This window comes from Mesonia aestuariivivens (assembly GCF_019311235.1).
Lineage (GTDB): Bacteria > Bacteroidota > Bacteroidia > Flavobacteriales > Flavobacteriaceae > Mesonia > Mesonia aestuariivivens.
Genome location: NZ_JAHWDF010000019.1, coordinates 1 through 13,895 on the forward strand (window position 1 = coordinate 1; position 13,895 = coordinate 13,895).

13 protein-coding genes are annotated in these 13,895 nt (G+C 33.1%); 7 read left to right on the plus strand and 6 right to left on the minus strand.

The annotated features are described in order from the left end of the window. Nucleotides 1–185: 185 nt before the first annotated feature. Entirely contained in the window at nt 186–1,379 is a 1,194-nt protein-coding gene (sucC, locus tag KW502_RS13725) for an ADP-forming succinate--CoA ligase subunit beta (RefSeq protein ID WP_219041131.1), read from the minus strand. 138 nt (nt 1,380–1,517) lie between these two features. Here sucC and KW502_RS13730 point away from each other — a divergent pair, with 138 nt between their 5' ends. The 3 genes from KW502_RS13730 (at nt 1,518) to yidC (ending at nt 5,456) form a co-directional block, all read left to right on the plus strand. Continuing rightward, a complete protein-coding gene (locus KW502_RS13730; protein WP_219041132.1) occupies nt 1,518–1,757 on the plus strand; it encodes a DUF3820 family protein in 240 nt (79 codons plus the stop codon). Between the two features lie 86 nt (nt 1,758–1,843). After that, complete coding sequence (gene pyrG / locus KW502_RS13735) at nt 1,844–3,463, plus strand: CTP synthase (RefSeq protein ID WP_219041133.1); 1,620 nt, start codon at nt 1,844–1,846, stop codon at nt 3,461–3,463. Between the two features lie 133 nt (nt 3,464–3,596). After that, entirely contained in the window at nt 3,597–5,456 is a 1,860-nt protein-coding gene (gene yidC, locus KW502_RS13740; RefSeq protein ID WP_219041134.1) for a membrane protein insertase YidC, read from the plus strand. 77 nt (nt 5,457–5,533) lie between these two features. Here the strand turns inward: yidC and KW502_RS13745 are convergent, their stop codons facing one another. Together KW502_RS13745 and KW502_RS13750 are read right to left on the minus strand one after the other, a co-directional pair. Then, nucleotides 5,534–6,502, minus strand: coding sequence for a fasciclin domain-containing protein (locus KW502_RS13745; protein WP_219041135.1), 969 nt, complete (start codon nt 6,500–6,502; stop codon nt 5,534–5,536). Between the two features lie 96 nt (nt 6,503–6,598). Further along, a complete protein-coding gene (locus KW502_RS13750; RefSeq protein WP_219041136.1) occupies nt 6,599–8,005 on the minus strand; it encodes a fasciclin domain-containing protein in 1,407 nt (468 codons plus the stop codon). Between the two features lie 52 nt (nt 8,006–8,057). On the opposite strand from KW502_RS13750, the gene KW502_RS13755 reads away from it, so the two are divergent. The 4 genes from KW502_RS13755 to KW502_RS13770 are packed head-to-tail and all read left to right on the plus strand — an operon-like array spanning nt 8,058 to nt 12,575. Beyond that, nucleotides 8,058–8,771 carry a toxin-antitoxin system YwqK family antitoxin gene (locus tag KW502_RS13755; protein ID WP_219041137.1) on the plus strand — a complete coding sequence of 238 codons (714 nt, stop codon included), beginning with the start codon at nt 8,058–8,060 and terminating at the stop codon, nt 8,769–8,771. Between the two features lie 43 nt (nt 8,772–8,814). Continuing rightward, a complete protein-coding gene (gene mnmA, locus KW502_RS13760) occupies nt 8,815–10,008 on the plus strand; it encodes a tRNA 2-thiouridine(34) synthase MnmA (RefSeq protein ID WP_219041138.1) in 1,194 nt (397 codons plus the stop codon). 21 nt (nt 10,009–10,029) lie between these two features. After that, nucleotides 10,030–11,631, plus strand: a complete 1,602-nt coding sequence (locus KW502_RS13765) for a S8 family serine peptidase (RefSeq protein ID WP_219041139.1) — start codon at nt 10,030–10,032, stop codon at nt 11,629–11,631. Beyond that, nucleotides 11,631–12,575 carry an NAD(P)H-dependent flavin oxidoreductase gene (locus tag KW502_RS13770; protein ID WP_219041140.1) on the plus strand — a complete coding sequence of 315 codons (945 nt, stop codon included), beginning with the start codon at nt 11,631–11,633 and terminating at the stop codon, nt 12,573–12,575. The genes KW502_RS13765 and KW502_RS13770 overlap by 1 nt, the downstream gene beginning before the upstream one ends. 58 nt (nt 12,576–12,633) lie before the next feature. On the opposite strand, the gene KW502_RS13775 is transcribed toward KW502_RS13770, so the two are convergent. The 3 genes from KW502_RS13775 to KW502_RS13785 all read right to left on the minus strand — a co-directional run bounded on the left by KW502_RS13775 (nt 12,634) and on the right by KW502_RS13785 (nt 13,895). Beyond that, on the minus strand, nt 12,634–12,897 hold the full coding sequence (locus KW502_RS13775; RefSeq protein ID WP_219041141.1) for a hypothetical protein: 264 nt from the start codon (nt 12,895–12,897) through the stop codon (nt 12,634–12,636). Nucleotides 12,898–12,971: 74 nt separating this feature from the next. Beyond that, the gene (locus KW502_RS13780; protein WP_219041164.1) at nt 12,972–13,229 is read right to left on the minus strand and encodes a DUF922 domain-containing protein; all 258 of its coding nucleotides are present in this window, start codon (nt 13,227–13,229) and stop codon (nt 12,972–12,974) included. 258 nt (nt 13,230–13,487) lie between these two features. Next, the gene (locus KW502_RS13785) at nt 13,488–13,895 is read right to left on the minus strand and encodes an OsmC family protein (RefSeq protein ID WP_219041142.1); all 408 of its coding nucleotides are present in this window, start codon (nt 13,893–13,895) and stop codon (nt 13,488–13,490) included.

Here is a 13,895-nt window from a genome sequence, read left to right on the forward strand (position 1 = left end):
AGTTAGCAGTTAGCAGTTAGCAGTTAGCAGTTAGCAGTTAGCAGTTAGCAGTTAGCAGTTAGCAGTTAGCAGTTAGCAGTTAGCAGTTAGCAGTTAGCAGTTAGCAGTTAGCAGTTAGCAGTTAGCATAAAAAAATCCCATTCAAATTTGAATGGGATTTTTTTTTATAATTTATTTTATGCTTTTTAAGATAAAACTTGGTGTACTTTATCTGCAGCTTCTTGAAACTGAACAGCGCTTTCTACATTAAAACCACTTTCATCAATTAATACTTTAGCTTTATCTGCATTAGTTCCTTGAAGACGTACAATAATAGGTACTTTAATTTCATCACCCATATTTTTATATGCTTCTACAATACCTTGAGCTACACGGTCACAACGAACAATACCTCCAAAAATATTAATTAAAATCGCCTCTACATTATCATCTTTTAAGATTAAACGAAAAGCTTCTTCAACACGTTTAGCATCTGCTGTACCACCCACATCTAAAAAGTTAGCTGGCTCACCACCGGCTTGCTTAATTAAATCCATAGTTGCCATTGCAAGTCCAGCTCCGTTTACCATACAGCCTACGTTACCATCTAGATCAACATAATTTAATCCAGATTTTTTAGCTTCAACTTCAGTTGGATTTTCTTCACGTTCATCACGCATTTCTGCATAATCTTTATGACGAAAAAGTGCATTATCATCTAAAGACACTTTAGCATCTACCGCCATAATTTTATCATCACTTGTTTTTAACACAGGGTTAATTTCAAATAATGAAGAATCAGACTTATCGTAAGCGGTATAAAGAGCCGTCACAAATTTCGTCATTTCTTTAAAAGCAGCTCCAGATAAACCTAAGTTAAAAGCAACTTTTCTAGCTTGAAAAGGCAATATTCCTGTAGCAGGATCTATTTCTTCTGTAAAGATTAAATGCGGAGTTTCTTCTGCAACTGTTTCAATATCCATACCTCCTTCAGTAGAATACATAATCATGTTTCTTCCGTTAGCACGGTTTAATAAAACAGACATATAATATTCTTCTGGCTCATTATCACCTGGATAATAAACATCTTCAGCAACTAAAACCTGATTTACTTTTTTACCCTCAGCAGAGGTTTGTGGAGTTACCAATTGCATTCCAATAATCTCTCCTGCAATCTTTTCTACTTCCTGAAGATTTTTAGCCAATTTTACACCGCCACCTTTACCACGGCCTCCCGCGTGAACTTGTGCCTTAATTACGTGCCAACCGGTTCCAGTTTCTTCAGTAAGTTTTTTCGCAGCAGCTACTGCAGCTTCTGGAGTGTCTGCAACAATACCACGTTGTATTCTCACACCAAAGCTATTTAATATTTCCTTTCCTTGATATTCGTGTAAATTCATAATCAGGTTTTTCTAGTTCTATTTTGGTTCACAAAAGTAACAAATGTATTATTTTGTAGCAATACTTTTTAGATTTAAAAGCGGCATTATTTAATTTATTTGTCTTTTTTTGAATTTTTAAATTAGAATTGAGATTTAATGACGCAAAATAATGAAGATTTACTTCGACTTGCTTATACTAAAATGTACTTTGGCAAATATAAAGACTGGTATTTATCTGATATTCCTGAACCCTATTTTGTGTGGTTTAACCAAAAAGGCTTTCCGCCAGGTAAAACTGGCGAACAAATGCGCGCTGTTTTTGAACTAAAAGTTAACGGATTAGAATTTTTACTGAAGGAAATTAGAAAGAAATACCCAAGACCTCATAAAAATTAGTTTACAAAGTTCTTGTTTATAGCCTTAAAATAAATTGTTATTTGTAATTTTGCGCTCCGTATAGACAATATTTTAAAAAACCCAAAATGGCCGATACCAAGTATATTTTTGTTACCGGTGGTGTTTCTTCGTCTCTCGGGAAAGGAATTATCGCAGCTTCATTAGCAAAACTTCTTCAATCACGTGGTTATAAAACCACCATTCAAAAATTAGACCCCTACATTAACATAGATCCAGGAACCCTAAATCCTTACGAACACGGAGAATGTTTTGTAACTGAAGATGGTGCAGAGACAGATTTAGATTTAGGCCATTACGAGCGTTTTCTTAATGTTAATACCTCTCAGGCTAACAATGTTACTACTGGTAGAATTTACCAAAGTGTGATTGAAAAAGAACGTCGCGGAGAATTTTTAGGAAAAACGGTACAAGTAGTTCCGCACATTACCAATGAAATTAAGCGCAGAATTCAATTACTAGGTCAAAATGGCGATTATGACATCGTAATTACTGAAATTGGAGGAACCGTAGGAGACATAGAATCTTTACCCTACATAGAATCTGTAAGACAATTAAAGTGGGAACTGGGAGATCACAACTCTTTAGTTATTCATTTAACACTAGTCCCTTATTTATCTGCTGCCAAAGAGTTAAAAACAAAACCTACCCAACATAGTGTAAAGACATTGATGGAAAGCGGTATTAGCGCTGATATTTTGGTTTGTAGAACCGAGCACGAATTGAGTGAAGATTTGCGTCAAAAATTAGCTCAATTTTGCAATGTAAAACAAGAAGCTGTCATTCAATCTATAGATGCTTCTACGATTTACGATGTACCCAACCTTATGCTCGAAGAAGGTTTAGATACCATCACGTTAAAAAAATTAAATTTACCTAACGACTCGCAACCCGACTTAACAAATTGGAATAAATTTGTTAACCGACATAAAAATCCAAAATCTGAGGTCACTATCGGGTTAATTGGGAAGTATGTAGAATTGCAAGATTCTTATAAATCTATTTTAGAATCTTTTATTCATGCCGGAGCAGAAAATGAAGTAAAGGTGAATATTAAAAGTATTCATTCTGAATTTATTAATACTGAAGGTAAAGATGAAATTTCTGCATTAGATGGTATTTTAGTAGCTCCAGGTTTTGGAGAACGTGGTATTGAAGGTAAAATTGAAGCTGTAAAATACGCTAGAGAAAACAACTTACCATTTTTCGGAATTTGTTTAGGTATGCAAATGGCAGTAATAGAATATGCTAGGAATGTGCTTAAAATAGAAGATGCCAACTCTACCGAGATGGAAGAGCAAACAAAAAACCCAGTGATTGATATTATGGAAAGCCAAAAAAATATCACTCAAATGGGCGGCACAATGCGATTAGGTGCTTGGGATTGCGAATTAAAAGAAGGTAGCTTAGTACAAAAAACTTATGGTAAAACTACCATTAGCGAAAGACATCGTCACCGCTATGAATACAACAACAAATATAAAGAACAATTAGAAGCAGCAGGTATGCTAAGTTCTGGTATTAACAAACAAACTGGCTTAGTTGAAGTAGTTGAACTCCCAAATCATCCTTGGTTTATTGGAGTACAATATCACCCAGAATATAAAAGTACCGTAAAAACACCTCATCCTTTATTTATAGGATTTGTAAAAGCTGCCAAAGATTACGCTAAAAAGAAAAAAAAATAATGTCACTTTGACATTATTTTAACGATGGCTACTTTTTTGACTAAAAAATATAACGCATAAGTATGGATTTTAAGTTGAATTGTAGACTTTTGCCATCTTTTAAAATAATTAAAAATTCCTTGTTCCTCAATTTATGGAAAATAAAAAATTCGATATTAACTCTATAATAGGTTTTGTACTTATTGGTGCCATTTTAGTTTGGATGTTATATACCAATCAAGAAAATGAAACCCAAACCACAGAAGTTGGTACTCCTGAAAATCAAGAAGTAGTTACCACAGAAAATAAAACTATTTCAACCGCTGCAGAAAATAATTTTCAAGAGCCAGATTCATTAGCTTTAGAAAAAGCCAAGAGTAGTTTAGGTGCTTTTGCTTATTCAACAACCCTACCTTCTGCTTCAAATAAGTTAACGACCATAGAAAATGAAGTCCTTCAGGTTAAAGTTAGCAATAAAGGTGGACAAATTATTGAAGCTAAACTTAAAAACGAAACCAAATACAATGGTGAACCCGTCTATATAGTTAAAGATAATAACGCTTCATTTAACTTGCAATTTGCTACGGCAGACAATAGAACCTTAAATACAAAAGATTTATTTTTTGAACCGCAAATTTCTAAAAGTGGAGAGAACACTATTCTTTCTATGAAATTAAAAGTTTCTTCAAATGAATATTTAGAATACGTGTACACGTTAAAGCCTAATGAACATATGATGGATTTTTCTATCAAATCTCAAGGGTTAAAAGATGTAATTGATGGTAATAATGGTATTCTCTTAGACTGGCAATTAAAAGCCTTTAGAAACTCTAAAAGTATTTCTTACGAAAATAAGTATACCGAAATTCTTTGGGAATACGAGGGCGATAGTGATGATTATACTGGACAAGGAGATCTAGATGAAGATGAAGATGAAGATGTTTCTTATATAGCTTTCCGTCAGCACTTCTTCTCTTCTATTCTATTGTCAAATTCCTCTTTTGAGAGCGCTAAATTTGTGTCTAAAAACTTAGTGAAAGATGATGAAGTAGATACATTATATACCAAAAGTTTTGCGGCTACTATCCCACTAAAACTTAATGGTGGTGAACTTAACGAATCTATGAATTGGTACTACGGACCTACAGATTACCAAATCTTAAACGATTATGATCGTAATTTAGATGAAGTAGTTCCATTAGGTTGGGGTATTTTTGGGTTTATCAATAAGTACCTTGTTATTCCATTTTTCAATTTCTTAAGCGGATTTTTACCAGCGGGTATTGCTATTATTTTCTTAACTATTTCGGTTAAGCTTTTACTCTCTCCTGTTCAATACAAACAGTATGTTTCTCAAGCTAAAATGAAGGTTTTAAGACCTGAAATTAACGAGATTAACGAGAAGTATAAAGATAATGCAATGAAAAAGCAGCAGGAAACCATGAAACTTTACAGCAAAGCAGGCGCCAGCCCTATGAGTGGTTGTTTGCCAGCTTTAATGCAAATTCCTGTATTTTATGCTTTATTCAACTTTTTCCCAAGTGCTATAGAATTAAGACAAAAAAGCTTTTTATGGGCAGAAGATTTATCGAGTTATGATGTAATTGCAGAGCTACCTTTTAGAATACCATTATATGGAGACCACATTAGCTTATTCCCTATCTTAGCTTCTATTGCTATCTTTATTTACATGACAATGACAACTGGGCAAAGTATGCAACAAGCACAACAACCAGGAATGCCAAATATGAAATTTATCATGTATTTGTCTCCGTTATTTATGTTGATTTTCTTTAATAACTATGCCAGTGGTTTATCTTTATACTACTTTACTTCTAACTTAATTACCATTGGAATTATGTTAGTAATCAAGAATTTTATTATAGATGATGAAAAAATTCATGCTAAAATTCAAGAAAACAAAAGGAAACCTAAGAAAAAAGGAAAGTTTGCTAAGAAGTTTCAAGATATTATGGAGCAAGCTGAACAGCAGCAGAGAAATAACAAAAAATAATTATGCTGAATAGATATTCAACAAAAAAACCTCGAAGATTAATTTCTTCGAGGTTTTTTGTTGAATTATTATATCAATTATAATTCTGGTAAAATTACTTGATCAATAGCATGAATAACACCGTTACTCGCCTGTACATTGGTCACAATAATATTAGTTTGTCTATTATTGGCATCTGTAATTGTAGCATTTTCTGCATCAATTATTATTTCTCCCCCTAAACTAGTTACTGTTCCAGAAGTTAAATCTTCTTCTCTAACATTTGCATTAGCAATAACGTGCATATTCAGAGTTGATGCTAAAGTAGCAGTTTCAATATCTTCTAGGCTTTGTACATTTAGCTCCTCTAATAAATCTTCAAAAGCAGCATTTGTAGGAGCAAAAACAGTAAAGGGACTTGGTGAAGTTCCTGCAACTGTACTTAATGTCGAAACATAAGTAAAATTATCTTCACGAGTTAATGCACTTACCAAAGTAGAAAAATTAGGATCTGCCGTTGCAAAAGTTACCACCGTAGGTAAATCTATAACACGATCTACAGCATGTATAACTCCGTTATCTGCTTCAATATCTGCATCTACCACAGTTACTTCGCCATTAATTATAACGCCATTGTCTGCATTTATATACATGCTTAGATTACTTTCACTAGTCTCTTCTTCTGCCATACTAGTAACATAACCTGTAGAAATATCACCAGACATCACTTCACCAGAAATCACATGATTTAAAAGAATTTGCCTTAATACAGAATTTGGTACAGCATCTAAGTCATCAAAACCTTTATCATTTAAAAAGGTTGAAAATGCTTCATTATCCGGAGCAAATACTGTAAATTTTTGATCACTTGAAAGTGTTCCAACTAAATCTGTTTTAATTAAAGCAGCTTCTAAACTAGCGTAATTCTCATTATCTATTACAATATCTGCAATAGTAGTTTGTTCTGATGAATTTTCTGTTAAAACAGCATCATCGTCATCATTACAACTCATAAAAGTAAGTGAGCACACTATTAATAAAATTGAAAATAAATTTTGCTTTTTCATTATTATTGTTTTTTTTTAACACAAATCTAAATCAAAAAACTTAAGTCAAAAATTGAACAGGAGTTAATAAATATCAAAAAAAAACGAATTAAAAACCTACAATTGTAATAATAAAACTGTATCTAACTTATATAAAACACCATTTAAAGCCTGACCACCCTCAGAAATGATTAATGCATTTCTATCATTAACATCTATTACACTTTGTAATTGAGTATTAATTTGAATATTACCCCCTAATGTAGAAATACTTGAATCATCATAACTATTCAAATCTAAATTTAAATTTTCGGTAAAATGAAGGTTCAGAATATCACTTAAACTTTCTGCATCTACATCTTCCAAAGTGAAATTTTGAGTAGGATATAATTCTAAAAGAACATTTTCAAAAGCTTCATTTGAAGGTGCAAAAACGGTATAAGGAGCATTTAAATCATTACTATTTAATCGTACTTCATAACCTTCATTTATAACATCATCTCTAGAAATAGCTTCTGCAAAAGTTTCTAGCTCTAAATCTGCCACTACAAAATCATGTAAAGTGGGTAACAATAATACTTCATTTAAGCTATGAATTACGCCATTAGTGGTTACAATGTCTTGCACGGTAATTGTACTTGTACCATTAAAAAGAAGACCTACCGCTTTATTTAAATATAAACTAAGTTCTCGTTCTTCTCCTTCTAGAGTTACCTTAGCTAATGTTTTTTGATAACCTGAAGTTAGCCGAGAAGCTAAATTTAATCCCTCTTGCAGATGATAACTAAAAAACTGTTCTCGCTCTGTTAAATTATAATTAGTCGTTTCTAAAAAGTTTAAAAATGATGTCGAAGAAGGAACAAGCAACGTGTGATAATTATTTGAGCTTAGTGCATTTTGAAAATCAGAACTTTCATTTAAGGCTTCTTCATAAAATGGTGTAAGGTTTTCATCTATTTGTAAAAAAGTTTCTAGCGTAGGTAAGCTAAGCATTTTATCTATTTCATGCATCATTCCATTATCTACTTCTATATTAGCATTTACAAATTTTGTAGCGCCATTAAATCTCACTTCTTCACCTGTATTTACCAACATACTCAATGTAGTCGTCGTACTATCTGTCACCGGTATTTCTGACAATGTTTTTAGATAACCCGTTGTAAAACTTTCTTGAGTTTTTATGGTTTCTAATAAATGATAAAACACCAAGTCTAAAGCTAAATCTTGCGGAATATCATTTATACTTGTGTAATCACTTTCATTTAAATAAAGCTCTACCGCCTCATTATTGGGTGCTAAAAGTGTATATGTTCCAGAGTTTCCATCTAAAGCTACCTCTAATTCTGCTTTTACCATAAGCTGATAAAACATGCTAAAACGAGGATTCTTTTCGATATAATTTACAATCGAATTTGTTCCTTCAATAATATTAGCATTATCGTCTTCATCACAAGAAAAAACCATACTTACTACCGCCAATAAAAACAGTAATTTGATTACTTTTAAACTAATTTTATTCATCATTGCATTTTAAAAATTTTGAAGTAAAACTCACAATATACAAAAACCTCAACTTATGTTTAACTTTATTAAAAACGGTTTTCTACTCCTATTTATTTTAAATTCATCGCTCATCTTCGCTCAAAAATCGGATATTAATCAATTTGATGCCAATGAAGAAAGACATGGAAAATGGATTAAAAAATTTGAAGGAACCAATCAAATAAGGTATTCGGGAGAATTTAATCATGGTCAAGAAGTTGGCACTTTTAAATTTTATAAAAAAGGAAATGAAGAATATCCTGAAGCTACCAAAACATATACAGAAGAAAGTGATATCGTAAGTGTTGAGTTTTTTACCCCGAAAGGAAAATTACTCACCAAAGGACAGTTTAAAGATAAAAAAAGAATTGGCGAATGGATTTACTTTCACAAAGGTACAGCTATCATAATGATGAAAGAAAATTATAAAAATGATCTATTAAACGGATTGAAGTCTATCTATTTTGAAAATGGTAAACTCGCAGAAACTCAAGAATATTTAAAGGGAATAAAACAAGGAGAAAATTTTATTTACGGCGCTAACGGAAATTTAATTCAATATTATAATTACCAACAAGGAAGCTTAGACGGAGCTTGTAAAATCTACAATCCACAAGGAAAGCTCACTGCAGAAGGTAATTACAAAAAAGGCCTACGGGATGGAATCTGGAAGTTTCATGAAAATGAAAAACTCACTCACACCGAAAAATTTCCGAAAGAAAAACCTTCTGTAAGAAAAAAGAAATAACACGACAAAATCACTAATTTTGTATAAAATATAGCTTTAAATCGTGAAAAAAGAAAAAGTAGTTGTTGGCCTTAGCGGTGGTGTAGATTCTAGTGTTACCGCATACTTGCTAAAAGAGCAAGGTTATGAAGTAATTGGCCTATTTATGAAAAATTGGCACGACGACTCAGTTACAATTAGTGATGAATGCCCTTGGTTAGATGATAGTAATGATGCCATGTTAGTTGCAGAAAAATTAGGCATTCCTTTTCAAACCGTCGACTTAAGCGAGCAATACAAAGAACGTATTGTAGACTACATGTTTAACGAATATGAACGAGGAAGAACACCCAATCCAGATGTGCTTTGTAACCGTGAAATTAAGTTTGATGTTTTTATGAAAATTGCACTTTCGCTAGGTGCAGATTATGTCGCTACAGGTCACTATTGCAGAAAAGGAGAAACTAAAATTAATGGTAAAACGGTTTATCAACTTCTTGCAGGAGAAGACAAAAATAAAGATCAATCGTACTTTTTGTGTCAGCTTTCGCAAGAACAATTATCTAAAACACTCTTCCCTATTGGTGAGTTACAAAAAAGTGAAGTAAGAGAAATTGCTACACAACAAGAATTAGTAACAGCAGGCAAAAAAGACTCTCAGGGATTATGTTTTATAGGTAAAGTAAGACTACCAGAATTTCTTCAGCAAAAACTAAAACCTAAAGATGGAGTTATTTTAGAAATTCCTGCGGAAGAAAATATTTACCAAACTTCTATTCCAGAATTTGCAAACCAAGAAGAGCAATTAGCTTATTTGAGTAAAAAAATCAGCTATCAGAAAGAACTAGGAAAAGAAGTAGGTAAACATAACGGAGCTCATTATTTCACTAAAGGACAACGTAAAGGCTTAGGGGTTGGCGGCACTCCAGAACCTCTATTTGTGATTGATACCGATGTTAAAGAGAACATCATTTATACCGGACAAGGAAAAAACCATCCTGGATTATTTCGCAAAGGCCTGTTTGTAAATCCAGAAGAAATTCATTGGATTCGTAAAGATCTTGCACTAGCTGCGGGAGAAGAGATGAAAGTTGAAGCTAGAATTAGGTACAGACAAGCTTTAGAAAAAGCTACACTCTACCAAACAGAAAACGGTTTGTATGTAATCTTTGAAAATGAACAATCGGCTATCACAGAAGGGCAATTTGTAGCGTGGTATCATGAAAAAGAATTATTAGGATCTGGAGTAATTTCGTAACTTTAGCTGAAAATTTCGGCTATGAAAGTATTTTTACTTCTCTTTATCATTTGCTGCAACATTGGCTTTTCTCAAGAACATGCTTGGGTTTATTTTACAGATAAACCCAATGCATCTGTAGCTTTATCTAATCCTAATTCCATCTTAACACAACGTGCTATCAATAGAAAAAACGCACATAATATTGTAATAGATGAAAGAGATGTGCCTGTAAATGAAGCTTATCTTTCAGCCCTAAAAAATCAAAATGGAATTCTCGTAAAAGCAAAATCTAAATGGCTTAATTGCGTTCACGTGATTGGTGATTTTAATAGTATTGATAATTTAACTCAGCTTAATTTTGTAGAAGAAGTTCTGTTTACAAATACATCACTAAACGCTCGAAATAGCTCATTTCACTCCTCTAAAGTTAACCTTAAAAACCACGAAAACCTAGTCGACTTTGAATATGGAAATAGTGCTAATCAAATAGAAATGATTCATGCTAATTATCTTTATCAAAATGATTTTACAGGTGAGAATATGTTGGTAGCCATTATGGATGCAGGATTTCCTAATGTAAACATCATGACTAGTTTTAGTAGACTTCGAGATAACAATAACCTGATGGGAGGTTACGATTTTGTAGACCGTGAAGAAAATTATGACGATGCTACAGAGAGTAATCACGGTACAAAAGTACTTTCAGATATGGCGGGATTTATTCAAAATGAATTTGTAGGGACAGCACCAGATGCCAGTTATTATTTATTTAGAACAGAAGATGCTAGCTCTGAAACTCCAGTTGAAGAAAGTTATTGGGTAGAAGCCGCAGAGCGTGCCGATAGTTTAGGAGTAGATGTTATCAATACATCATTGGGTTATTTTAATTATGACAACCCTAACTATAACTATACGCCTGCAGATATGGATGGCAACACCGCTTTCATCACTCGAGGAGCTAATATTGCAGTAGAAAAAGGAATTTTAGTAGTCACCTCTGCCGGAAATTCTGGTAACAACCAAAGCTTTCCAGTTATTGCTGCTCCCGCAGATGGAAATGTATATACAGTAGGCGCAGTAAATCCAAATGAAGAATATGCTTCTTTCAGCTCTATAGGTCCTACTGCAGACGGCAGAATTAAACCTGATGGAGTAGCACAAGGATCTTCTGCTGCAGTAATTAATCAATTTGATCAGATTGTTTATAACAACGGAACGTCTTTCTCGGCTCCTATTATGGCTGGAGCTATAACCAGTTTTTGGCAAGCAAATCCGCAACTTACCAATTTAGAAATCATGCAAAAAGTTAGGGAATCTTCTTCTAGGTTCAACAACCCTAATGAGCAATTGGGATATGGAATACCAAATTTTCAGATTGCCTTAGATGATGTATTAGACAGTATTAATTATCAAGAACAGTCGCTTAAGGTTCATCCTAATCCTGTAAAAAACATATTAAAAATTGAACATGAAAATCTAAAAGAATTAGAGATCAAAATATACAATATGCTAGGTAAGCTTGTGCTTGAAGCTAAAAATACTTCTTCAAGGATTAACCTTTCTAAACTTTCTAGTGGTATTTATATTGCTAAATTTACAAGTGTTCATTTTCAAAAATCAATCAAAATTATTAAAGAATAATGTCTCAAAATAGAATCACTTCACTTTTTAATATTGAATACCCATTAATACAAGCCGGAATGATTTGGGCTAGCGGATGGAAACTTGCCAGCGCGGTTAGTAATGCTGGCGGTCTCGGCATTATTGGCGCAGGTTCAATGTATCCTGAAGTATTGCGAGAACATATTCAGAAATGTAAAAAAGCCACCCATAAACCTTTTGCTGTAAATGTACCTATGCTCTATCCTAATTTAGAAAAAATTATGGATATAATTACGGAAGAGGAAGTTGAAATTGTTTTTACCTCTGCAGGAAATCCTAAAACCTGGACTCCCATTTTAAAAGAAAAAGGAATTATAGTAGTACACGTGGTGAGCAGTGTGAAATTTGCTTTAAAATCTGAAGCTGCAGGTGTCGATGCTGTTGTAGCCGAAGGTTTTGAAGCTGGCGGACATAATGGTCGTGAAGAAACCACAACCTTCACCCTTATTCCAATGGTAAAAGAAAAACTTGAAATTCCTTTAATTGCTGCCGGAGGAATCGCTACTGGTAGAGGAATGCTTGCAGCGATGATTTTAGGTGCCGATGCCGTACAAATTGGAAGTCGATTTGTAGCGAGTAACGAAGCTTCATCTCACCAAAATTTCAAACAAATGGTCGTTGATGCCGAAGAAGGGCATACACAACTTACCTTAAAAGAATTAGCACCCGTTCGTTTATTGAAAAATAAGTTTTTTAATGATGTGACCGAACTTTATACCACTAATCCTAGCAAAGATCAGCTTACTGAATTATTGGGAAGAGCGCGTGCTAAAAAAGGTATGTTTGAAGGTGACTTGGATGAAGGTGAACTCGAAATCGGACAAATTAGCGGACTTATAAATGAAATAATACCCGCAGCCGCAATTGTAGAAGAGATTATAGCTGAATTTAAAAAAGCAAAAAAGAAGTTACCAAATTTCTAAAAAAGTAGAGTATAAAATTAAATAACAAAGCTCCGGTAATTTACCAGAGCTTTGTTGATTAGTAATTCCCTTCCATTGAGCCTAAACCTAAAGCTGCTAAACCAAATAAAGAAAAGAAAGCTATAGTTAGTATAATCATGATTACATACAAGAGCAACATTCCTTTTGCCCAGTTTTGACGAGTTTTATTAGTATCGCTACTAAAACCCCAAACCAATAACATAATTAAACCTATAAGCGGTAAACCAGATACAAAAATATATAGCGCCCATTTTCCTGGCTTTATATGATTTGATGAATTTTGAATTGAAAAATCTTCCATAATTTTTGATTAAATATTAAGTTAGTCGAACGAAAATAATTAAAATTATAAGATAAATGCATAGTCAATTTTTTTTATTCACTCAAAGCTTTACCAACTCGTTTTTGCCAACGTTGTTGCTGCTTTGTTAAAGTTCCGTGTTGAGTTTCTTTATCGTAAGTATTTTGAAAATAAATACGTTCTCGCTCAACCTTGTGATGAATTCTTTTAAGTTGAAGTTTAGCTTCATTTAATGTTTTTGGATGAAATTCACTTAAAATTTTGCGCATTTTACGAGCATAAAGCTCTGAAATATCAAAATGAAGTTGCTCGTGTGTTAGAAGACGATTTATTTTTCCGCTAGACTTTACCTAAGATTCTTGAGTATAAAAGTAACTTTTAACCTCATAACTAAATTCTGACTTTCCATTTAAAGTTTTAAATGACCAGCTATAAGAGAAACCAGAGTTTGCATTGGCTCTATAAGGACTAGAAGAAACTGGTTTCCCTTTAAAATCTTGCCACGTAAGTTTGTTGGATGACCACCTAATCTTTTCCTGTGCTTTTGCAATAAAAAATATATTGAAAAAAACAGAAATAGAATTAGGAGTTTATGCATCTTTATAATTAAAAGTAATTATTTTTTCAATATCTGGATGCAAACTAAAATGAACGGGGCAAGTTTTCGCCGCGTGTTCTATCATCTTTTTTTGCTTTTGAGTATAACTTTGCATAAAATACAGATGCACTTCTAATTTAGAGATTCTTCTAGGTTCGGTTGCCATGGTTTTAGTCACTTCTGCATATGCATCTACAATAGAAAAATCTGATTGTTCTGCTTTTATCCCGATAATAGTTAACATACAACTTGCTAATGCAGTAGCCACTATATCTGTAGGAGAAAATGCTTCACCTTTACCTTTATTATCAACGGGAGCATCAGTAAGAAAATTAGCTTTACTTTTTATATGTTCGCAAGTTGTTCTTAAATTACCTTGGTATGTTACTTTAGAAGTCAT

What these genes read in the sequence shown, in the direction of transcription:
- sucC (WP_219041131.1), bottom strand. Translation starts at nt 1,379, where the DNA reads ATGAATTTACACGAATATCAAGGAAAGGAAATATTAAATAGCTTTGGT.
- KW502_RS13730 (WP_219041132.1), top strand. Translation starts at nt 1,518, where the DNA reads ATGACGCAAAATAATGAAGATTTACTTCGACTTGCTTATACTAAAATG.
- pyrG (WP_219041133.1), top strand. Translation starts at nt 1,844, where the DNA reads ATGGCCGATACCAAGTATATTTTTGTTACCGGTGGTGTTTCTTCGTCT.
- yidC (WP_219041134.1), top strand. Translation starts at nt 3,597, where the DNA reads ATGGAAAATAAAAAATTCGATATTAACTCTATAATAGGTTTTGTACTT.
- KW502_RS13745 (WP_219041135.1), bottom strand. Translation starts at nt 6,502, where the DNA reads ATGAAAAAGCAAAATTTATTTTCAATTTTATTAATAGTGTGCTCACTT.
- KW502_RS13750 (WP_219041136.1), bottom strand. Translation starts at nt 8,005, where the DNA reads ATGATGAATAAAATTAGTTTAAAAGTAATCAAATTACTGTTTTTATTG.
- KW502_RS13755 (WP_219041137.1), top strand. Translation starts at nt 8,058, where the DNA reads ATGTTTAACTTTATTAAAAACGGTTTTCTACTCCTATTTATTTTAAAT.
- KW502_RS13765 (WP_219041139.1), top strand. Translation starts at nt 10,030, where the DNA reads ATGAAAGTATTTTTACTTCTCTTTATCATTTGCTGCAACATTGGCTTT.
- KW502_RS13770 (WP_219041140.1), top strand. Translation starts at nt 11,631, where the DNA reads ATGTCTCAAAATAGAATCACTTCACTTTTTAATATTGAATACCCATTA.
- KW502_RS13775 (WP_219041141.1), bottom strand. Translation starts at nt 12,897, where the DNA reads ATGGAAGATTTTTCAATTCAAAATTCATCAAATCATATAAAGCCAGGA.
- KW502_RS13785 (WP_219041142.1), bottom strand. Translation starts at nt 13,895, where the DNA reads ATGACTTCTAAAGTAACATACCAAGGTAATTTAAGAACAACTTGCGAA.